General features: G+C 72.4%; 20 protein-coding genes, 1 tRNA gene and 1 pseudogene. 6 read left to right on the top strand and 16 right to left on the bottom strand.

Annotated elements, in window-relative coordinates; all coding sequences use genetic code 11:
* Positions 1 to 79: 79 nt before the first annotated feature.
* Positions 80 to 355 carry an HU family DNA-binding protein gene (locus ACXR2U_RS14790; RefSeq protein ID WP_458825825.1) on the bottom strand — a complete coding sequence of 92 codons (276 nt, stop codon included), beginning with the start codon at positions 353 to 355 and terminating at the stop codon, positions 80 to 82.
* 239 nt (positions 356 to 594) lie between these two features.
* Here ACXR2U_RS14790 and ACXR2U_RS14785 point away from each other — a divergent pair.
* Positions 595 to 667 (top strand) — tRNA-Ala (locus tag ACXR2U_RS14785).
* Between the two features lie 414 nt (positions 668 to 1,081).
* On the opposite strand, the gene ACXR2U_RS14780 is transcribed toward ACXR2U_RS14785, so the two are convergent.
* Positions 1,082 to 2,431, bottom strand: coding sequence for a PP2C family protein-serine/threonine phosphatase (locus ACXR2U_RS14780; RefSeq protein WP_458825824.1), 1,350 nt, complete (start codon positions 2,429 to 2,431; stop codon positions 1,082 to 1,084).
* A gap of 20 nt (positions 2,432 to 2,451) precedes the next feature.
* On the bottom strand, positions 2,452 to 2,877 hold the full coding sequence (locus ACXR2U_RS14775; protein ID WP_458825823.1) for an ATP-binding protein: 426 nt from the start codon (positions 2,875 to 2,877) through the stop codon (positions 2,452 to 2,454).
* A gap of 306 nt (positions 2,878 to 3,183) precedes the next feature.
* On the opposite strand from ACXR2U_RS14775, the gene ACXR2U_RS14770 reads away from it, so the two are divergent.
* Positions 3,184 to 4,047, top strand: a complete 864-nt coding sequence (locus ACXR2U_RS14770; protein WP_458825822.1) for a 3-hydroxybutyryl-CoA dehydrogenase — start codon at positions 3,184 to 3,186, stop codon at positions 4,045 to 4,047.
* 22 nt (positions 4,048 to 4,069) lie between these two features.
* Here the strand turns inward: ACXR2U_RS14770 and ACXR2U_RS14765 are convergent, their stop codons facing one another.
* Positions 4,070 to 4,603, bottom strand: a complete 534-nt coding sequence (locus ACXR2U_RS14765) for a cysteine hydrolase family protein (RefSeq protein ID WP_458825821.1) — start codon at positions 4,601 to 4,603, stop codon at positions 4,070 to 4,072.
* Positions 4,604 to 4,765: 162 nt separating this feature from the next.
* Here ACXR2U_RS14765 and ACXR2U_RS14760 point away from each other — a divergent pair, with 162 nt between their 5' ends.
* Entirely contained in the window at positions 4,766 to 6,031 is a 1,266-nt protein-coding gene (locus ACXR2U_RS14760) for a glycoside hydrolase family 5 protein (protein WP_458825820.1), read from the top strand.
* A 36-nt stretch (positions 6,032 to 6,067) separates the two neighbouring features.
* Positions 6,068 to 6,379, top strand: coding sequence for an EthD family reductase (locus ACXR2U_RS14755; RefSeq protein WP_458825819.1), 312 nt, complete (start codon positions 6,068 to 6,070; stop codon positions 6,377 to 6,379).
* Between the two features lie 44 nt (positions 6,380 to 6,423).
* Here the strand turns inward: ACXR2U_RS14755 and ACXR2U_RS14750 are convergent, their stop codons facing one another.
* The 7 genes from ACXR2U_RS14750 to ACXR2U_RS14720 all read right to left on the bottom strand — a co-directional run bounded on the left by ACXR2U_RS14750 (position 6,424) and on the right by ACXR2U_RS14720 (position 11,081).
* Complete coding sequence (locus tag ACXR2U_RS14750; RefSeq protein WP_458825818.1) at positions 6,424 to 6,819, bottom strand: HEAT repeat domain-containing protein; 396 nt, start codon at positions 6,817 to 6,819, stop codon at positions 6,424 to 6,426.
* Entirely contained in the window at positions 6,816 to 8,132 is a 1,317-nt protein-coding gene (locus ACXR2U_RS14745; RefSeq protein WP_458825817.1) for a polymorphic toxin type 24 domain-containing protein, read from the bottom strand. The genes ACXR2U_RS14750 and ACXR2U_RS14745 overlap by 4 nt, the downstream gene beginning before the upstream one ends.
* Before the next feature lie 5 nt (positions 8,133 to 8,137).
* The gene (locus ACXR2U_RS14740) at positions 8,138 to 8,425 is read right to left on the bottom strand and encodes a WXG100 family type VII secretion target (RefSeq protein WP_458825816.1); all 288 of its coding nucleotides are present in this window, start codon (positions 8,423 to 8,425) and stop codon (positions 8,138 to 8,140) included.
* The gene (locus ACXR2U_RS14735; protein ID WP_458825815.1) at positions 8,422 to 8,733 is read right to left on the bottom strand and encodes a WXG100 family type VII secretion target; all 312 of its coding nucleotides are present in this window, start codon (positions 8,731 to 8,733) and stop codon (positions 8,422 to 8,424) included. The genes ACXR2U_RS14740 and ACXR2U_RS14735 overlap by 4 nt, the downstream gene beginning before the upstream one ends.
* Before the next feature lie 134 nt (positions 8,734 to 8,867).
* Positions 8,868 to 10,223 (bottom strand): MauE/DoxX family redox-associated membrane protein, encoded by a 1,356-nt coding sequence (locus tag ACXR2U_RS14730; protein WP_458825814.1) that lies wholly within the window; start codon positions 10,221 to 10,223, stop codon positions 8,868 to 8,870.
* Between the two features lie 20 nt (positions 10,224 to 10,243).
* Positions 10,244 to 10,588, bottom strand: a complete 345-nt coding sequence (locus tag ACXR2U_RS14725; protein ID WP_458825813.1) for a DUF3817 domain-containing protein — start codon at positions 10,586 to 10,588, stop codon at positions 10,244 to 10,246.
* Positions 10,589 to 10,598: 10 nt separating this feature from the next.
* Positions 10,599 to 11,081 (bottom strand): hypothetical protein, encoded by a 483-nt coding sequence (locus ACXR2U_RS14720; RefSeq protein WP_458825812.1) that lies wholly within the window; start codon positions 11,079 to 11,081, stop codon positions 10,599 to 10,601.
* 68 nt (positions 11,082 to 11,149) lie between these two features.
* Between ACXR2U_RS14720 and ACXR2U_RS14715 the strand changes: the two genes are divergently transcribed.
* Entirely contained in the window at positions 11,150 to 11,830 is a 681-nt protein-coding gene (locus ACXR2U_RS14715) for a hypothetical protein (RefSeq protein ID WP_458825811.1), read from the top strand.
* Here the strand turns inward: ACXR2U_RS14715 and ACXR2U_RS14710 are convergent.
* From ACXR2U_RS14710 to ACXR2U_RS14695, 4 genes are read right to left on the bottom strand one after another with little or no spacing between them, the layout of a single operon-like run.
* Positions 11,827 to 12,702 carry an oxidoreductase gene (locus ACXR2U_RS14710; protein WP_458825810.1) on the bottom strand — a complete coding sequence of 292 codons (876 nt, stop codon included), beginning with the start codon at positions 12,700 to 12,702 and terminating at the stop codon, positions 11,827 to 11,829. The two genes, ACXR2U_RS14715 and ACXR2U_RS14710, sit on opposite strands and share 4 nt — an antisense overlap.
* Before the next feature lie 10 nt (positions 12,703 to 12,712).
* On the bottom strand, positions 12,713 to 13,531 hold the full coding sequence (locus ACXR2U_RS14705; RefSeq protein WP_458825809.1) for an HAD family hydrolase: 819 nt from the start codon (positions 13,529 to 13,531) through the stop codon (positions 12,713 to 12,715).
* Positions 13,528 to 15,912, bottom strand: a complete 2,385-nt coding sequence (locus ACXR2U_RS14700; protein ID WP_458825808.1) for a phosphoribosyltransferase — start codon at positions 15,910 to 15,912, stop codon at positions 13,528 to 13,530. Before ACXR2U_RS14700 ends, ACXR2U_RS14705 begins: the two co-directional genes overlap by 4 nt.
* Positions 15,909 to 17,066 (bottom strand): HpcH/HpaI aldolase/citrate lyase family protein, encoded by a 1,158-nt coding sequence (locus ACXR2U_RS14695; protein ID WP_458825807.1) that lies wholly within the window; start codon positions 17,064 to 17,066, stop codon positions 15,909 to 15,911. The genes ACXR2U_RS14700 and ACXR2U_RS14695 overlap by 4 nt, the downstream gene beginning before the upstream one ends.
* A 194-nt stretch (positions 17,067 to 17,260) precedes the next feature.
* On the opposite strand from ACXR2U_RS14695, the gene ACXR2U_RS14690 reads away from it, so the two are divergent.
* Positions 17,261 to 18,604 carry a VWA domain-containing protein gene (locus tag ACXR2U_RS14690; RefSeq protein ID WP_458825806.1) on the top strand — a complete coding sequence of 448 codons (1,344 nt, stop codon included), beginning with the start codon at positions 17,261 to 17,263 and terminating at the stop codon, positions 18,602 to 18,604.
* A gap of 8 nt (positions 18,605 to 18,612) precedes the next feature.
* On the opposite strand, the pseudogene ACXR2U_RS14685 reads toward ACXR2U_RS14690, so the two are convergent.
* Positions 18,613 to 19,791: pseudogene (locus tag ACXR2U_RS14685) on the bottom strand (hypothetical protein); the annotation flags it as partial.

Below are 19,791 nucleotides of genomic sequence, written 5' to 3'. Positions count from 1 at the left end.
GACCCGGGTGTAGGGCCCGGGGAACGCGAACGGCCCGGCCCTCCGGTGGGAGGGCCGGGCCGTTCGGCCGTGCGAGGTCCTACTTGTTGGCGGCGTCCTTGAGGGCGCTGCCGGCCGAGAACTTGACCGTGGTGGCGGCCGGGATGGTGATGGTGGCGCCGGTGGCCGGGTTGCGACCCTCGCGGGCCTCCCGCTGGCCGGTCGACAACGCGAAGAAGCCGGGGACGCTGACCTTCTCGCCCTTGCTCACGGCGTCCTCGAGGACGGTCTGCAGTCCACGCAGCGCGGCGTCGACGGTCTTCTGCTCCAGCGAGGCCGACTCGGCCACGGCGGCGACGAGTTCCTTGCGGTTCACGAAGCTCTCCGATCTGTGCTCGTGTGCGTCCGGCGGTGGGGCCGGGATGGCCGTTTGGGGTGGCCACCGGACGACCGACCCCCCGTTTTCCGGGAGGTCCAGAGCCACCAGTATGGGTGATCGACCCTCGGAGCCGGTGCAGGAGCCCCCGGACGGGCGGCTCGGCGCGTCGCGCGACCCCGACCGGCGGCCCGCTTCCGGCCGGCTCGACCCCGCTGTGTAGGCTCGTTCAGGTTCTCGGGGCTGTGGCGCAGCTGGTAGCGCACCACACTGGCAGTGTGGGGGTCAGGGGTTCGAGTCCCCTCAGCTCCACCCGTACGGAGGCCCCGGATTCCGGGGCCTCCGTTCTCATGTGCGGCGCGACTGCGCGCCAACTGCTCCCCGGTGTCCCGGGTCGCGGCCACGGAACGGCCCCCACTGAACGGCCCCCACTGGACGCCCTCACAGCCGACCGCGTCGGGGACACCGTGGCCGGACACCGGTGATCGTCGGGCCGGAGGCGACGGGACCCTCGCGCGGCGGGAGGGTTGTGAGCACGCCCCGCCCGGGTCGCGCACTACCGGGGCTTTCCGAGCGGGGCGGCTGTCCGGAAGGCGGGCGGCGCTGGGCCTGACCGACGTTCCCCCGTGTGCTGCGCTCATCCCCCGATGGAGCGCAACACTCTCCTGTGTACAGCAGCTACCGGCGGTTGCGGGTACCCGCAGCAGAACGTGCGGGGCGCCGGCGTCAGGGATGCGCCGGTCCGGCTTCGGCCGGGCGGGGTCGGTCCTCGGGGTGGAACCGGACGGCGAGCACGGCGACGTCGTCGTCCGGGTGCTCCCCCACGGTGTCGGCCAACACGGCGTCGAGCAGGTCCTCGGTCGGCAGCCGGTGGTGGCGGGTCAGGCTGGCCCGCAACAGGTCCAGGCCGTGATCGAGATCCTCGCCGCGGGTCTCGATCAACCCGTCGGTGTACAGCAGCAACGTCGACCCCGGCGGGGCCGGATGCGTGTGGTCCGAGCGGCGCAGGTCCGGCCGGATCCCCAGCAGCGGCTCGCTGACCGCGCCGTGCAGGACCGTGGTGTCGCCATCCGGTCCCACCAGCACCGGTGGCGGGTGACCGGCGTTGGTCCACCGCAACGTCCGTGTCCCCGCCGCGGCGTCCTCGGCGTCCTGCTCGATGCACAGCACCACCAACGTGGCGAGGGTGTCGACCCCCAGGTCGCGCATCGACCGGTCCAGCAGCGACACGATCCGCGACGGCGGATCGCCGTAGTCCCAGGTGAACGCCCGCAGCATGCTGCGCAACTGCCCCATCAGGCCGGCGGCGTCGATGTCGTGCCCGACGACGTCACCGATCATCACCGTGGTGGCCCCGCCCGGGGTCAGCACGGCGTCGTACCAGTCACCGCCGACCTGCTCGCCACCGGTCGCGGTGAGGTACCGCGCGGCCAGGTGCAGGTGGTCCGGTTCCGGCAGCCGGGTCAGCATCGCCGACTGCAACGCCTGCGCCACGCTGCGGTCGTGGTCGCTGCTCAACCGCAGCCGTTCGTTGAGCCGTTGCAGTTCCGCCGCGCGCAACAGCAGGTCCGCCTGCGCCGACGCCACCTGCACCTGCAGCTCGCCGGCGCGGGTCCGGGCGACGTCGTGGGCCTCGAACTCCGCTCGGGCGACGGTGACGTCCTGCACCCGGTTCAACAACCCCACCAGCACCCCGTCGTCGTCGAGCACCGGGACGTTGGTGATGTCCCAGTACCGCGTGACGAAGCCGTCCGGGCTCGGGATGTCGTAGCGCAGGCCGAGCAGTTCGTCCGGCTCACCGGTGTCGCGGACCCTGGTCAGGGACGCTCGCACCGCGGCGGCGTGGTCCTCGCCCACCAGGTCGGGGTTGTTCGGGAACGCCTCGAACAGGTTCTTGCCGACCAGGTCCGCCGCGGCTCGGCCGGTGGCGGCGGTGAACGCGGCGTTGACGTCGAGCACGACCAGGTCCACCGACAGCAACGTCACCGCGGTCGGCGTCGACCGGAACGCCGCGCGGTACGTGCGGGCGGCGGCGGAGTCCGTCAGCAGGGTCGACGCGCTCGCGGGGTCGGCCACCGGGGAACCGTAGCCCCCGCTCAACCCTTTCCGGAGCGGCGGCAGTCGAAGCCCAGAGCGGCAGCGGGTCCCACGGTGAGGTCGGCCCACACGTTCTTGCCGCCGGGTGTGATCTCGACGCCCCACCCGCTGCCCAGCGCGGCCACGATGAGCAGCCCCCGCCCCGAGGTCTGATCCGGATCGACGGTCAGCAGGTGGGGCACACCAGGAGCGTCGTCAGCGACCGTGACGGTCATCGCGGTCCGGTGCGAGGTCGTGGTCACGACGACGTCCGACGCACCCGCCTCGAGTGCGTTGCTCACCAACTCCGACGCCACGGTGACCGCGTCGTCGGCGAGTTCCGCGCAGTCGGGGTAGTCGACGCCCACACCCGCCCGGATCCAGGTCCGGACCGCGCCCACGGCGGTGTCGCCGTGGGCCACGACCGATCGGGTGGTGTGACACATGTGGTGGTGCTCCTCAGCCGCTCCTCGACGCGGCCGACGGATGTCGGTGTGGCGTTGTACCGCTGGTGTCGTCCTACCCGTCGGCGGCCCGGATCACCACAGCCACTCCGACGCCGTGCCGCTCAGCGCACCGTTCACGCTGCCCGGACACGCCGTCCCGCGCCGCGTCAGGTCTCCAGAGCTCGCACTCGTGGTCACCGGCGGTCCGACCCGCACGCAACTCCGGGTCGGCGCGGGCGCGGCACCGACCGGTGGCCATGATGGCTGCAGGCGAGGGACGAACCAGACGAGAGAGGCGGGGGCCGGATGAACCGGGTCGGCGTGGTCGGTTGTGGACTGATGGGGGCGGGCATCGCCGAGGTGAGCGCCCGCGCGGGCCTCGACGTGGTCGTCGTCGAGGGGTCGGCCACCGCGGCCGACTCGGGACGGGCACGGCTGGAGAAGTCGCTCAAGCGGGCCGAGAGCCGCGGCAAGCTCGACGGCGCGGGCGGTTCCAGCGCCGACGCCGTGCTGGGCCACATCCGGGTCCTCACCGACCTGGAGGCGCTCGCCGACCGTGACCTGGTGGTCGAGGCCATCGTCGAGGACGAGGCGTCGAAGACGGCGCTGTTCCGTCAGCTCGACGACATCGTCACCGCCGGGGACGCGCTGCTCGCCTCCAACACGTCGTCGATCCCGATCATGAAGCTCGGCGTGGTCACCCGGCGGCCCGAGAGCGTCATCGGCGTGCACTTCTTCAACCCGGTGCCGGTACTGCAGCTGGTGGAGTTGGTGCCGTCGCTCATGACGGCCCCGGCGACGGTCGAGAAGGCCCGCTCCTTCGTGGAGACGACCCTGGGCAAGAAGGCCATCGAGTGTCAGGACCGCGCGGGTTTCGTGGTCAACGCGCTGCTGATCCCGTTGATCCTGTCGGCCATCCGCATGTTCGAGTCGGGCTTCGCCACGGCCGAGGACATCGACCGCGGCCTGGTGCTCGGCGCGGCGCACCCGCAGGGACCGCTGGCGCTGGCCGACCTCATCGGCCTCGACACCACCCGCGCCGTCGCGCTCTCGCTGTACGAGGAGTTCAAGGAGCCGCTCTACGCGCCGCCGCCGCTGCTCGCGCGCATGGTCGAGGCGGGGCTGCTCGGGCGCAAGACCGGGCGGGGCTTCTACGTGTACGACGACTAGGACCCGGCCGGCCGGGAGCGCCTCAGGGCAGGTCGGCGGCGGGGACGACGGTCGCCCCGGCGTCGGCGAGCGCGGCGAGGAACGCGGTGTGCACGGTGGCGCCGTCCACGGTCGTGCCGCCCCACGCGAGGTCGGACGCCGCACAGCCGTCGGCGACGAGGACCGTGTCGATCCCGCGGTCGACCGCCTCGCGCACCGTGGCGTCGACGCACATGTTGGTCATCATCCCGACCACGACGATCCCGTCGGCGCCGTCGAGGCGTTCGGCCAGGTCGGTGTGCAGGAACGCGTTGGGGAACTCCTTGGTGACGACCGGTTCGCCGTCGCGCGGGAGCACGCTCGGGTGGATCTGCGCGCCGGCGGAACCCTGGCGCAGGTAGGGCGCATCGGGCTCGTCCCACAGGTGCTGCACGAACACCACCGGCTCGCCGCGCTCACGGAACCGCGCGAGCAGGTCGGCGACGACCGCCGCGGCGGCGTCCGGCCCGACCAGCGGGTGGGCGCCGCCCGGGAAGTAGTCGTTCTGCACGTCGATGACGACCAGGGTGCGAGGCACCCCTGCATGGTGCCCCACACCCGGCAACTCCGGTTCGGGTACGGATCACGTTCGAGGCTCGCCGGGGAGTTTCCCCTTCGCGCACAGGGGGTCACTCGGGCCTTGGTGCCGTGCTCCGACGTGGTGGACTCCCGCACGGCCGCCCCTCGAACGGAGAACCGCATGGGACAGATCCGCACCCGCCACGGACGCCGACGGGCGGTCCTCGTGGCCGTCACGCTCGCCGCTGGGGCAGTGGTCGGCACCACGCCGGACACCGCGACCGCGGCCGTGCCCCTGTCCATCACCGTGGTCGGCAACCACTTCGTCAACGGCGCCGGGAAAACCGTGCGGTTGCTCGGCGTGAACCACCCGAGCACCGAGTACGCGTGCGTCGACGGATACGGGTACGACGACGGCCACTTCGACGGCGCCGACGCCAAAGCCGTCGCGTCGTGGGGTGCCAACGCGGTCCGCGTGCCCATGAACGAGGACTGCTGGCTGGGCATCAACGGCCAACCCAACAGCAACGAGGGCGCCGACCCGGCACTGACGCAGGCGGGCTACCAGCAGGAGATCGTCGACTACGTCGCCGCCCTGCACCGGCACGGGCTCTACGCGATCCTCGACCTGCACTGGTCGGCGCCGGGAAGCCAGGTCGCGCTCGAGCAACAGCCCATGCCGGACCTCGACCACGCGCCGGCGTTCTGGACGTCGGTGGCCACGCGCTTCCGTTCCGACCACGCCGTGGTGTTCGACCTGTTCAACGAGCCGTACGACCCCACCGACCCCCGCTCGGGCGACGACCAGGACAGCGCCGACACCGTCACGTGGAACTGCTGGCAGACCGGCACCACGGCCGGCACCGCGGGCGGCGGCCCGTGTTCGACCACGTCCTACGACGAGAACGACAACCCCGCGGGCCGCTACACCGTCGCCGGCCTGCAGACGCTGGTCGACGCGGTCCGCGCGACCGGTGCCCACCAACCGGTGCTCGCCGGCGGCCTCGACCACGCCAACGACCTCGGCGACACCGACCACGGTGGGGACTGGCTGAACCACGGGCTGCAGGACCCGCGGCACGCGGTCGCGGCGTCGTTCCACAACTACATGGGCAAGGCGTGCGACCACCTCGGTTGCTGGCAGTCGGCCGTCGCCGGCGTCGCGGCGAAGGTGCCGGTCGTGACCGGTGAGTTCGCGGAGGACAACTACCTCGTGAGCACCTGCTCGGTCCACACGGCGAACACCTTCGACGCCACCTACATGAAGTGGGCCGACTCGGCGGGCGTCAGCTACCTCGCGTGGGGCTGGGTCGTCGAGAGCCCGGCCGAGATCGCGGCCGACGGCTGCAGCGCCTACACCCTCATCAAGAACTACACGACCCACACCCCGGCCAAACCCCACGGCGTCGCGGTGCGCAACCACCTGCAGGCACTCGCCAGCGGGTAGGCCCGAGGGGCCTGCGGACGGCCTAAGCTCGGGCGGGTGACGACGAAGATCGAGTTGATCGTGGACGACCTCGACGACCAGGCCGGCTTCGAGGCGGCCCTGCCCGGGCTGATCGAGAAGGCCCGCAAGCTGCCGGCCCTGCTCAAGCTCGAGTCGGGCAAGGTCTGGCCGAAGGAGGACGGCACGCCGACTCCGAAGTCGCGCACGCTCGACCTGTACTTCGCCGGGTACGACGAAGCCTCCGCCGCGACCTCCTCGCCCGAGGGCGCCGAGTTCTTCCCCGCCTTCTTCGGCGCGGCGCACGGCGCGGTCACCGGGTTGTTCACCGACGTCGAACTGGATTCCTGAGCCCGGTCCGCGCTCCCGGCCACGAGGCCGGCCCCGCGGCGGGGTCAGTCGGTGTGCAGGTACTCCCGCAGCTCCGCGGCTCCGCGGACGACCTCGGGGTCGTCGGAGGTCGCGAGCGCGCGCAGCTCCGCGGGCAACACCGGGAGGGCGTCGGTCTGCCACAGGTTGCCGAGCGCCCCGGCGATGAAGTAGCCGATGTCGTCCTCGAGGGTGCCGAAGGCCCGGGCCACCGCGGCGAGACCGGGTCGGCCGCCGCGCAGGGTCAACTCGATCGCAGCCTGCTGCCCCACGGCGGTGTTCTCCGGGTCGTCGACGAGCTCGACGAGCCGCGCGAACGCGGCCGGCTCGGGCAGTAGCGCGCCGAGCGCGCTGGCGCTCGCCTTGCGGACCTCCCACGACGGGTCGTGGGACCGCTCCAGGACCTCCGCGGTGCCGGTCACGGGATCTCGTCCGGGGTCGCGGGCCGCACGTTGCCGGTGTCGTTCACGAACACCTTCCCGGTCCTGGGGTTCACGTTGTGGCTGTACTCGAGCGTGTGGGGTGTGGGGTACGGACCGTGGGCGCGGCCGGTGAGGTCGACGCGCTTGATGGCCAGGCCGTTCTCGTCGTACACGGTGTAGTTGCTGACCTTCCCGTCCGGTCCGATCTTCTTCACGATGCCGTTCGGCGGCCCCTCGACCGGGATGTTGCCCTTGCCGTGGACCACCGCTTCGTCGAGCTTGCGGCCGATGTTGCCACCTCCGGGCAACTTCGACCCGACCTTCTCGATGGCCTTGCTGATCCCCTTGGACAGCAGGTTCTTGAGCTTGGCGACGATCTCGGCGATCTTGGTGAACGCCTTGCTGACGACGCCGACCACCGTGCGCACCAGTTCGGCCAGCTTGGACAGGACGTTCGCGACCCGGCCGGCCGTGACGCTGATGCGTCCGGCCTCGGCCGCCTGGGCCGCGGCCTCCGACCCACCGAGCGTGAACAGGGCCCCCAACGCGCCGGCCGCCTCGATCCCGATCGTCCACTCGACCAGGCTCTCCAGCTCACTGACGACCTCGTGGTGGGCGTCGTCGAGGTAGCCCGCGTAGTCCTTGCAGGCCTGCCCGATCTCCCGGTACGCCCCGCCGAGGTCCTGCATGTGGGTCTGGGCGTCCGTGCACGCCTGCACCACCGACGGCACCTCGGGCGAGGTCACGGAGCGGATGTGCGACAGCGCCTGGGAGAGGCCGTAGCTGTGCGTGTCGAGCTGGTCGCCCGCGGTGATCCAGCCGTCACCGACGCTGCGCAGGGTGTCCTGGTCGCCGTTGGGCCAGGTCCACGACATGACGTGGGCGATGAGCCCCCAGCCGGTCGGTTCGTTGCCGGGCGAGCCGTCCGCACTCGGCGGCGACCCGACCGAGATGGTGCAGCCGTCGCCGCGGCCGCCGCTCGTGGTGCCGGGGCCGTACGGGCCGCCGCCGTACCCCGGCGGCACGGACGACGAGTCGGCGTCGGCGTGGTTGGTGCCGGTGGCCGCGAGCAGGCTGCCGAGGTGACCGAGGGTGGACACGAGCGTCTCCCCCGCCACGAGGGCCTGCTGCGCGGCGGCGTCGTACTGGGCCGCCCACTCGACACCGCTGCTGTCGCAGCCCGCCATGCCCCCGCCGGCGTCCGCCGACGTCGCCGCCTGGATGACGTCGTCGGCGGCGTCGTCGTTCGCGTCGTAGAAGCAGTCGGACGCGCTCTCGTACGAGGTGGTGTCGACGTCGATCGGGATGCCCACGCCCGTCAGCCCCACATCTGCTGGTTGGCCGCCACGGCGTTGCTGTAGTTCGTGTGCGCGGTGCGGGCCGCCTCGCGCATCGCGTCGAGCGCGGCGCGCATCTCGGCCGCGCCCGCCGACCACTCCTGGTGGGCGGCCCACTGCGCGCCGGCGGCGTCGCCGGACCAGACGTCGTGCAACTGCGCGATGTGGGCGTCCAACGCGGCCAGTTCCGCGGCCACGGTGTCGGACGTGCTCTGCATGAACGTGATGGTGTCGTCGAGGGCGTCCAGGTCGACGCGGTACGTGGTCACGAGAGCCGCCCGCCGAGCCGCTGCATGCGCTCGCTCGCGCCCGCGTCGGTCACCGCGTACTCCTGCTCCGTGGTGGCGAGCAGACCCGACATCGTCGCGAGGGCCGCGAGGACGTCGCGAGCGCCGTCCTGCCAGTCCTCGAACGCCTGCTGGTACGCGGTCGCCGCCGGTCCCGACCACCCGCTACCGAGCAGCGAGGTCACCTTCGCGGTGACGTCACCGAGGGCGGTCTGCAGCCGGCCGTGGACCTGGTCGGTCTCCGCCTTCGCCGCGGGCAGGGCGGCGAGTTCGACGTCGAACGCCGACATCGGAACCTCCTCGGAACGACGGGGTCAACAGGTACGAGCTGTGTCGTACCCGTGTTCCTACCGTGAACCGGGGGGTGGGTCACCGTCCCGCTCCCACCGGTCGCATCCTCGGAAGCGACCGGTGGGGGTGTGGGTCAGCTGGCGGCGCTGGGCGAGGACGTCGGGGACGGCGTCGCCGTGGCCGAACCCGTCGGCGTGCTCGTCGCGGAACCGGTCGGGGTGGGCGACGGTGTCACGTTCGTGTCGATGCCGAGCTCGGCGATCGCGGGCAGCAGGTCGGTGACCGGCGTCTTGAGCTCCTGACCGTTCAGGAACACCGTCGGGATCGAGTTGATCCCCTTCTTCGAGGCGTTGTCGGTGAGCTTCTGCACGAACGCCTTGTGGTTGTCACCGGTGACGCAGGCGGTGAAGCCGGTCTTCTGTTCGTCGGTGGCCGTGGGGACGGCCTTGGCGAAGTAGCCGATCAGGTCGGCGTCGGTGCGGCCGTCGGTGCCCTCGGCGGGTTGGACGTCGGTCCCGTCGACCTTGCCGTAGAGGTAGGCGTGGTACTGCTGGAAGAACTCCACGCTGTAGTCCGAGGCGCAGATGGCGGCGTTGGAGGCCCGCGACGAGTACTGGTTGCCGTTGGACGACCGGTCGAGGAAACCGACGGGGTGGTACTGGATCTGCACCTTGCCCGCCGCCACCAGGGCCGACAGCTTCCCGCCGACCGTCTGCTCGAAGTTGTTGCAGACCGGGCACTGGAAGTCCTCGTACGCGACGACCTTCGCCGGCGCCGACGCCTGCCCCACCGTGACGCCGGTGACGACCGAGGCGTTGGTCGCGGTCAGCTGCCCCGCGACGTCCGCGCGCTTGGCCTGCACGCCGATGCCGATGATCCCGACGAGCAGGACGACGACGCCGATGCCCGACAGCAGGTAGACCGACCGGCTCTGCGCCTGCTTCTTACGGGCGGCGAGCATCGCGTTGTACTTCTTCTGACCCGCCTCGGTGCGCATGCGCTTGGCCGACGGCAGCGGCACGGTGTCGTTGCGGCCCAGGTACGAGTCGACCGACAGCTTGGTGATCGGCCACAGGACGAGGTAGACCGCGAGGACCAGCAGCCCGACGTCACGCAGGATGTCGAGGGTGTACGTCGTGGCGCCGTCCGTGGCCCCGCCGCCGCCGAAGCAGCCGCAGTCGAGCTTGATGCCCCGCGCCGCGGCCTGGATGAGCCCGACGAGGAAGACCGCGAACAACAGTCCCGACACCGCCGCCGCGGCCCGGGTGACCAGGCCCAACAGCAGGAGCAGGGCCAGCATGAGCTCGAGCACCGGCAGGCCGTACCCGATGGCCTGCGAGAGCCACTCGGGGGTCGCGTCGTAGGCGCGCACCGCGCGGACGAACTCGTTCGGGTCGGTGAGCTTGGACCACCCGGCCCACACCCAGATCGCCGCGAGACCGAGCCGGATCAGCGTCCCGAGCCACGCACGCGCACTCTGCAGGTTCACGGGGCCAGAGGATAACCCCGTCACCTCGGGGAGCGACCGGCGACGACCGCCTTCACGGTCGACCTCTCAGCGACGAAGGTGAGCACGGGGATGGTGCCGCACGCGGCGACGGCGATGATCCGCCACCAGTTCATCCGCGCCTGGATGGCGAGGTCGACCACGGTGAGCAGGTAGATGATGAACAGCCAGCCGTGGGCGATGCCCACCACCGTGGTGATGGCGTCGGCGACGTCGCCGCCGAGGGTGTACTTCCAGATCACCGCGACGGTCAGCACGATCAGCAGCGAACCGGTGACGTAGGCCATCACCCGGTACCGCGTCAGCGCACCCCGCAACCGGGGCTTGAGATCGGCGGTGGTCGTCACCGGATCGACGCTACCGGCCGCCGCTGTGCCGCTCGGCGAGGGCGGCGTTGTAGCGGGCGCGCATCACGTCGTCGGGGTCGTCGGCGTCGATCTGCCCGGAGGTCGGCATGACGTAGGGGCGGTACCCGGTGGGTGCGCCGGCGCCGAGGGTCTCGGCGGCGGGAGCCGCGGCCGGGCCGGAGTCCGAGCTCTCGACGGCCTGCGGCTCGAGGTCGCGGACGGCGCGGTCACGCATGATGCGGATCCACATGGCGATGCCGAACGCGCAGAAGATCCACCACTGGAACGCGTACGCGTAGTTCTGCACCGAGCCGTGGTGGACGTGCGCCGCGTGCCACTGCCACCGCCCGAGCCAGATCGTGGTGACCGCGAGCACGACCACGACCAGGTGACCGACCACGAACCCCGGCCGCACGGCGACCGCGAGGATGCGGCCCACCGGCACGCGGACGCGCGGGGCGGCCGCCTCGGTGTTCGGGGCCGGTGCGGTCATGGTTCGACGATACCGGTCGCTCGGCGCGCCAACGCCGCTCGAACGCCCGGTCCCGCGACACTGCGGACGTGGCCGAGCCCGCCGACGACCGCCCGCTGTGGCGGCAGGCCGCGCGGGAGTCCCACCTGTGGACCTCGGTGGCGATGGTCGCGATCGGCCTGCTGCACCTGCTGCTGCCCGACCGGCTGGCCGCGCTCCAGGCGCCCGAGATCGTCGGGTGGACGATCGTCGTGCTCGCGGTCGTCCTCTACGTCGCGAAACGAAACCTCCCGCCCGAGGCGGAGAAGCTCGCGCGCGGCCTGTCGATCGGCCTGATCGCCCTGGTCGTGGTGACCAACTTCGTCTCGCTCGGTCTGCTGGTCCACGACATCGTCAGCGGCGGGGCGCTCACACCGGGCGACCTGTTGCTCGGCGGCGTGGTGGTGTGGGTGACCAACGTCGCCGCGTTCGGGTTCGTGTTCTGGGAGGTCGACCGGGGCGGACCCGCCGCACGGGCGCGCGGTACGGGCGACGACACCGTGCCGGACCTGTTGTTCCCGCAGATGAGCGACCCCCGCTTCGAGAAGGGGTTCCGGCCGGAGTTCGTGGACTACCTGTTCGTCGCGTTCACGAACGCGCTGGCCTTCTCCCCGACCGACACCATGCCGCTCTCACGGCCGACCAAGGCCTGGTTCACCGTGGAGGCGGCGATCTCCTTCGGCACCATCGCGCTGGTGGCGGCCCGCGCCGTCAACATCCTGCCGAGCTAGACCTCGGGGGTGACCCCGGTGAGCCGCTCGCACAGCTCCCACAGCGCGCGGGCGGTGACGACGTCGCGGCTGCGGCGGCTCGACGTCACGGGGGTCGGGTACCCGCCGATGCCGCCCGGGCCGTCGGGCCCGAGGTACCACCCGCCGGGCACGTCGGCCACGGTGGCGGCGTAGAGAGTCGGCAACGCACCCATGTCGGCGCTCTGGCCGACCACCCGGTTCGCGACGGCCATGACCCGGTCCTGGAACGACTCGGTGTGGGACTGCAGGTTGGTCGACGCGTACCCGGGGTGGGCGGCGAGCGACCGCAGCGGCGACCCGGCGTCGACCGCGCGGCGCTGCAACTCGTACGCGAGCACCAGGTCGGCCAGCTTGCTCTGCCCGTAGGCCGCCCACCGGCGGTAGCGGCGTCGCTCCCAGTTCGGGTCGTCGAGGGAGATCTTCCCGATGCGGTGGGCCTCGCTGGACAACCACACCACCCGGTCGGTGAGGCGCGGCAGCAACCGACCGACGAGCGCGAAGTGGCCGAGGACGTTGACGCCGAACTGCGACTCGAACCCCTGCGCCGTGCGCGCGAGCGGGACCGCCATGATCCCGGCGTTCGCGACGACGACGTCGACCTCGCCGTCGAGGTCCTCGACGAACCGTTGCACCGAGGTCAGATCGGCCAGGTCGAGGTGGCGGACCTCGGTGTGGCCGGTGATGCCGTCGGCCGCGGCCCGGCCCTCGTCGACGCGCCGCACCGCCATCACCACGCGTGCGCCGGCCTCGGCCAACCGCCTCGACGTCGAGAGACCCAGGCCGCTGTTCGCGCCGGTGACGACGAAGGTGCGACCGCGCTGGTCGGGGATGTCGCGTGCGCTCCAGGGCATGGACGCGACGCTACGCGGGGACGCCTTCCGTGACCGCCCGGCGGGCGAGGGCCACCGCGATCTGCTCCCCCGCCGCGAGCCCGACACCGTCGGTGACCTCGACGTGGGCCGCCCGCCAGCCGGCCTGGGCCAGTTCGCCGTGGCGGGGCAACCACCCGGCGTCGGCGACCTCGAGCAGGTCGCGGTCCAGGTGGGAATCCCCCGCCGCCAGCAGGGTTTCCGCTCCGACCCGCTCGGCGAGCTCGCGGGCCGCCACCCCCTTGCTGACCCCGCGGGGGATCCAGTAGAGCTTGCGGCCCTGCGCGGAGAAGGCCCAGTCGTGGTCGGCCGCCCACGCCGCGGCCCGCGCGACGACGTCGGTGGGCATCCGGTCGAGGTCGACCACGGCGTAGACGAACAGACCCTCGGCGACCCGGCGCGCGGTGGTCCACTCCGGGCGGCACAGCTCGGCCACGTGACGCTCGACCTCGGCCAGCGGCGTGCCCTCGGCCGCGCGTCGTTCGACGGCCCGGGACCAGCCCAGGTCCTCGACACCGTCGACCAGCAACCGGCCACCGTTCGCCGCGACGGCGAAGCGCGGGGGCGGGCCGGGCAGCGTGATCCGGGCCAACTGCTCGCGGGTGCGCGACGTGACGGCGGCGAACACCCCCGCGGCGGTGAGCGCACCGATCGCGGCGGCGGCGACCGGCGTGACGAACGACTGCGGCCGGTCCTGGTAGATCTCGACGCACACGGCGTCGTCGACCGGGGCCGCGGCGCTCCGGCGGGAGTAGACGAGGGTCTGGTCGAGGTCGCAGGCGACGAGGACCACGCCCGGTGTGGGCGTCACGAGGCGGCCGTGCCGTCGGCGCCGGTCGCGCCCCGCGTGAAGCGCGGGTGGATGAGGCCGACGCAGCTGTAGGCGAGGCCGTCGACCTCCTCGACCGGCACGCCGCGTTCGTCCGCCAGCAGCCGGACGTGGGCGGTGTCGGCCGCGGCGTCCGGGCGCACGAGGATCTTCCACGGCACCCGGCGCAGCAGCACCCGGGTGGTCTCGCCGACGCCGGGCTTGACCAGGTTGACGTCGTGGATGCCGTAGGTCTCGGCGATCTGCTCCACCGCGCGCCACCCCGCCCAGGTGGGGGTGCGGTCGGCGGTGGCGGCCCGCTCGACCTCGGCGGCCACGGTGGCCCGGACCTCGTCGAAGCGGTCGCTCACGGCGTCGACGAACGCGTTGGAGACGTCGACCGGCGCGAGGTCGGCGTAGAACTTCGCGCCGTGGAACTGGTGGGGTGCGAGCAGGTCGCGGTTGAGGACGGTGCGTGACACCAGGCCGGAGACCGTCGAGTTCAGGCACGCGGACGGGATGAGGAAGTCGTCGCGGGTGCCGAAGGTACGCACGCAACTGCCGGGATCGGCGAGGACCGCGAGGTCGGACGAGAACGCCGTGCCGTGCTGCGCGTTCGACTCGGCCACCGCCGCGTCGAGTTCGCGGGAGATGGCCCCCTTGCCGGTCCAGCCGTCGACCCACACGACGTCCGCGGAGTCGTGGTGGGCGGCGAGCCAGCGCATCGCGGTCTGGTCGAGACCGCGGCCGCGCACGATGCTCACGGCACGGTGCGGCACGTCGAGGCCGTGGACCCGCGCGGCCCACCGGCGCATCAGCACCCCGATCGGTGTGCCGGCCCGGGCGAGCGAGGCCAGGACGACACCGCGGCCGCGTTCGGCGAGCACCAGCTCCGTCACCACGCCGACGGCGACCGCGAGCCGGGCGGCGGAGTCGGCCAGGGCCCGCTCGTAGAGGCGTTGGTACGCAGCGCTCGGCTGGTACTCGATCGGCAACGACTCGGCGTAGTGCGCGCCGCCGGACTGCACCGCCTCCTCACGTTCCTCGGTCGGCGCCTCGAGGTCGACACCGGACAGGTCCGTGAGCAACCAGCTGACCTCGTCGGCGGCGTACGACCCGAACGTTGGCCCATGCAACGGTTCCGGCAACGGGACGTGGAACGGCAGCACGACCAGGTGCACCCGGTCGGTCACCCGACGCACCTGGTCGAGCAGACCACCCGCGGCGTGCAGGGCCGGGGTGTCGCCGACCTCGTCGACGACGAGCACGACGTCGGTGGGGCGGCCGTCCGCGTCGAGGTTGTAGACGAAACGCGCGGCCGCGTCGTCGGTGTCGTGGGCGGGGAAGGTCAGCGCCCGCTTGATCGCGTAGCCCGGCCGGTCGAGCGGCAGCACCGGCGAACGGGTGGTGGCGGAGAAGCGCACCCGGGCGTCCGGTTCGCGATCGGCGAGGGCGGCCGCGACCCGCAGCGGCGCGTACATGAGTTCCTCGGTGCCCAGCACCACGACGTCGCCGCCGACGGACAGCTGGTGCGCGACCCTCGTGGCGGCGGCGGTCAGCCGTCCGGTGTCCGGCGCGGTGATGCCGTGCCGGCCGCCGTCGGCGAGCTCGCGCGGCCAGTCCACCTCGACCCGCACGAGTTCGCCGAGCGGCCCGTCGACCGTCGCCGGCGGCGCGATGCGGTCCGCGAGAGCCACCCCGCGCTCGAGCACGTCCGCCGGCAGGGCGACCCGACCGGTCGCGAGCGCGACGACGTCGAGGTGCACGCCGAGGTCGGCCGCCGCCTTGGCGAACGCGTCGCGGTCGGTGTCGCCGCGCAGGTCGACCAGGGCGGCCACCACGTACCGCTGCCGCGGGAACTGCTCCTGGAGCGCTGCGATCGTGGCCAGCGCGGTGCGACCGGTCGAGAGTTCGTCGTCGACCAGCACCAGGGCACCGGCGCCGCGGAGCCACGAGGCGTCGCCCGGGCGCACCAGGTGCGTGGTGGCGTGACTGTGGGCCTCCTCGAAGCGGAGCGCGTCGGGCACGCCCGCGACGTCACGACGCGTCGAGTGCAGGTACCAGGCCCCCAGGGCGTCGGCGACGCCGTGACCCAGCGCGGTGGCGGTCTCGGCGTACCCGAACACGACCGCGCCCGCCGCGTGGTCGCCCAACACGGACGCCACCGTTGCACCCAGCAACGACGACGCCGCGAGCACCGTCCGGGGATCGGTCGGGATGTGCTTGCCCAGGACCGTCGACACGAGCAGGTGGGCGCGCTTGGGGTTGCGGCGCACGGCCAGGCCGACGAGATCCGGCAGCGAGCGACCGTCGACCCCGTGTTCGGTGACCAGGTCGACGCCGAGCTCCGCCGCGACCCACGAGCCGTCCCAGACGGGCGTCACTTCACCAGTCCGACACCGAGCAGGTCGACCACCGAGATCTCGGGGTGGGCCACGCCGAACGCCGCCGCCCGCTGCAGGGTGCGTCGCGCCCACGCCATGTGCGGCTTGGACTCGTTCATCTTGTTGCGGTAGCTCGAGGCCGTCGCCCCGCCACCCTGGGTGACGAGGATGTCGGTGGCGTCGCTGTACTCCTCGTGGGTGACGACCGACAACGCGTGGACGGCGGCGATGTGGGTGGGGTGGATGACGGTCTTGCCCATGATGCCGTTGGCCTTGTCGAGGGTGATCTCGCGCAGGAGACCGTCGAGGTCGTTGCGCAACAGGCGGGCGCGCAGGTGCTCGGCCTCGTGCTCGTCGAACGGCGACTGCCGCAGCAACGGCTTGAACAGCCGCTCCTCGTTGGCGTAGTGCTCCCACACGGCGCCCGTGACGACGTAGCCGGTGCCGTCGGCGCGGCCGAAGACGTTGACGATGTCGGCGATGACGTCGGCCACGGCGCGGACGTCCCACACCGTCAGGTCACGCCCACGGCGCAGTCCGTACGCCGACGACAGGTCGGTCGCCCCGACCCGCACCGCGCACACGTGTTCGCGGACGTCGTCGAGGACTGTCTTGATGTCGAGCAACTGGCGGGTGCGGTTCTCGACGAACGCCAACTCCGGTGACTCCAACACCGGCATGAACAGCATGGTGCGGCCCGCCTGCTGCGAGGCCTTCCCCACCGCGTCGAGGTAAACATCCGCGGAACGCGCGGTGAACTTCGGGATGACGAAGCCGGAGAGCACCCGTTCGTGCTCGCCGAGGGCGTCCATGAGCATCGGGATCTGGTGCGGCGCACGGACCCGCACGAACACCAGCGGTCCGTCGTGGCGCTCCTCGGCGAACAGCCGCAGCTGCCGGATGGCGTTCTGCTCGGCCGTCTCGAGGTCGTGGTCGGCCACGGAGTCCTCGAGGCACACCACGGTGCTCACGACGCCGTGATCGCTCTGTTTGCGCAGGTCTTTCGCGATCTCCGGCCGGGTGGCGGGGACGTAGAGGGTCCCGCCGAGGGCCACGGCGAGCGTGTCGCGGGGCGCGTCGCGGTCGAACTGCTCCGGCTCCCGGAAGAACAACCGCGAACGTTCCGTCGCGGTGAGGTGGTCGAAGTGTCGCATCGGCGACGTCCCCTCGGCTCGGCCGACGCTGGGGTCGGTGGGGCCGCCGCGCAGGAGCGCGGCAGCGACACGGTAGCGGAGGGAACACGGCGGCGGTCAAGTCGGAGCCCGCAGGCTGTGGACCCCCACAGGAGTCGTCCACAGCGAACGGGTCGCGGTGGCCGTCGCGGCGGGGACTTGGCAGGGTGTGGTGGATGAGCACGCTGCAGCTGGGTCAGAACGCGCCGGTGCCCACCGCCACCCTCCGGGCGGTCCTGCGGTGGCAGCCCGGACCGGTCGGGGTCGACGTGTCGGCCCTGCTGCTGACCAGCACCGGGAAGGTCCGTTCCGACGCCGATTTCGTCTTCTACAACCAGCCGCGGCACGGATCCGGTGCCGTCACACACCAACCGGGTACCCCCGGTACCGACGCTCTGGGCATCGACCTCGGGGCCGTCGAGGCCGACGTCGAACGCATCGCGGTGGTGGCCTCGGCCGACGGCGGGACCTTCGCCCAGGTCACAGGTCTCACGCTCACCGTCGAGGGGCCCGGCGGCCCGTTGCTCGACACCGCGCAGCAGGGCGACACCGAGACCGCCTTCCTCACCGGCGAGTTCTACCGGCGCGGCGGCGAGTGGAAGTTCCGGGCCGTCGGCCAGGGCTGGGCGGCGGGCCTCGGCGGGCTCGCGCGCGACTTCGGCATCAGCGTCGACGACGACGCCCCGGCCCAGACCACGCCGGCCGCGCCACCGGCGGCCGCGGCCCCGCCCGTTGCCACTCCCCCGGCCGCGCCGCCCACCCCGACGGTCTCGCTGAAGAAGCAGAAGCTCGTCGACATGGAGAAGAAGGTGGGGGCGAAGGCACCGGCGCTGCTCGACCTCACCAAGAAAGCCGCGATCTCGTTGGAGAAACGCGGTCTGGGCGAGCACACCGCGAAGGTCGCCCTGTGCCTCGACATCTCCGGTTCGATGTACCGGTTGTACAAGACCGGCAAGGTGCAGCAGTTGGCCGAGCGGGTCCTCGCACTGGCGTTGCGCTTCGACGACGACGGCGAGGTCGACGTCTTCCTCTTCGGCGCCCAGGCCTACCAGGACGCCCCGATGAACCTCGACAACCACCACACGTACGTCGACGACATGCTGAAGATGCACAAGCTCGAGGCGGGCACCCGGTACGGCCGGGCGATGGAACTACTGCGGCAGCACTACACCGGCGACGCCTCACCCCGCTCGACGCCCGCACCGCAACCGCTGCCCACGTACGTCATGTTCGTGACCGACGGCGCGACCACCGACCAGGACCTCACCCGCGAGCAGCTGACCAGTTCGTCCTACGAGCCGATGTTCTGGCAGTTCATGGCCATCGGGCCGCCGGGCAGCCGCGACTTCCAGTTCCTCGAGAAGCTCGACGACCTGCCCGGCCGTCACCTCGACAACGCGGACTTCTTCAGCGTCGAGGACCCCACCACCATCTCCGACGACGCCCTGTTCGACCTGCTCATGACCGAGTACCCGGCCTGGCTGGGACAGGCGCGTGCGAAGGGGTTGTTGCCGAACTGACCGTGCGGTCAGGTGACGGGCGTGCGGTCGTCGAGCCAGGTGATGCGGTCGTAGCCGAAGGCCCGGCAGGTGTCGCGGACCGTGCCCGCCACGGGGTCCATCTCGGCGCGCACCACGAACTCGCCGTCGACGTTGTAGACCGAGAGCAGCGCCAGGACGGCGGGTGACGGCGGCGACGTGATCGGGGCGTCGACCCGGTCACCGCCGTAGGTCGTGACCACCATCGTTCCGCCCCACGCGACGACCGCCTTCGACGGCGAGAACCCGTACACCAACAGCCGGGCGAGCGACGGGCTCTGCCGCAGGTCGATCGCGATGCGCTCGAACCGCCCCTCCCGCTGTGCCCACACCACCGGCCGGTGGTCCGACGGCCCGTGGCGGCGGTGGGCGTCGAGTTCGACGGTGCCGGTCCGGCCGTCGGTGGTCGCGTACGCGGCGCCGATCCGCAGGTCGCCGACCTCGTCGCCGACCACGGCGTCGAGCGTGAGCGCCCCGATGCCGCTCTGCAGCCGGTTCAGGGTCACCACCGGCGCGCTGAAGTCGAGCAGGGTGGACGCGCCCCGCCGGGTGCGGCGGGTGACGTGGTGGCGTGCCGGGCGGGCTGGCGGGGCCGGGCGTCGCTGACCGCCGCCGGGCGCGGTCGGCCCGGCGTCGCCGCCACCGCCGAGATCGAGCGACGTCGATGTCGACGACGACGACGGGGCGGGCGTCGGCGTTCCGCCGAGGTCGAGCGAGGTCGACGACGTGGCGGGCGACGGGGCGGGCGGTGCTGGCGGTGGGCCACCGCCAAGGTCCAGGGAGGTGGACGCCGTCGACGACCCGGACGAGGTCGGGCGGGGCGAGCCACCCAGGTCCAGCGACGACGAGGCGGAGGACGCCGGCGTGGGCGGCTGCGGGGCGGGGGTCGGCGGGCCGCCGAGGTCGAGTGAAGTGCCGGATCCCGACCCCGGCGCCGGTGCCGGTGCCGGTGCCTCGCGCGGCGGCGCCGGACGCGGCGGCGGACTGGTGGGGGCCGACAGGTCCAGGGCGTTGTCCGCGGACGCGACCGGGGTGGGCGTGGGCGTCGGACGCGGCGGAGCCGGGGGCGGCGAGGCCGCCGCCGGGGCGGGCCGGTTCCGGTCGCGCCTGGTGTAGTCGATCTTCCCCGCGGTCGGGCGCGGGGCGTCGGCGGCCGGTCGCCGGGTGGG

The organism is Jatrophihabitans sp. YIM 134969, assembly GCF_054456675.1.
This window is presented reverse-complemented; position numbering and strand designations above follow the sequence as displayed.

What these genes read in the sequence shown, in the direction of transcription:
- ACXR2U_RS14775 (WP_458825823.1), bottom strand. Translation starts at nt 2,877, where the DNA reads ATGTGTCACACCACCCGATCGGTCGTGGCCCACGGCGACACCGCCGTG.
- ACXR2U_RS14770 (WP_458825822.1), top strand. Translation starts at nt 3,184, where the DNA reads ATGAACCGGGTCGGCGTGGTCGGTTGTGGACTGATGGGGGCGGGCATC.
- ACXR2U_RS14760 (WP_458825820.1), top strand. Translation starts at nt 4,766, where the DNA reads ATGGGACAGATCCGCACCCGCCACGGACGCCGACGGGCGGTCCTCGTG.
- ACXR2U_RS14735 (WP_458825815.1), bottom strand. Translation starts at nt 8,733, where the DNA reads ATGTCGGCGTTCGACGTCGAACTCGCCGCCCTGCCCGCGGCGAAGGCG.
- ACXR2U_RS14720 (WP_458825812.1), bottom strand. Translation starts at nt 11,081, where the DNA reads ATGACCGCACCGGCCCCGAACACCGAGGCGGCCGCCCCGCGCGTCCGC.
- ACXR2U_RS14710 (WP_458825810.1), bottom strand. Translation starts at nt 12,702, where the DNA reads ATGCCCTGGAGCGCACGCGACATCCCCGACCAGCGCGGTCGCACCTTC.
- ACXR2U_RS14695 (WP_458825807.1), bottom strand. Translation starts at nt 17,066, where the DNA reads ATGCGACACTTCGACCACCTCACCGCGACGGAACGTTCGCGGTTGTTC.
- ACXR2U_RS14690 (WP_458825806.1), top strand. Translation starts at nt 17,261, where the DNA reads ATGAGCACGCTGCAGCTGGGTCAGAACGCGCCGGTGCCCACCGCCACC.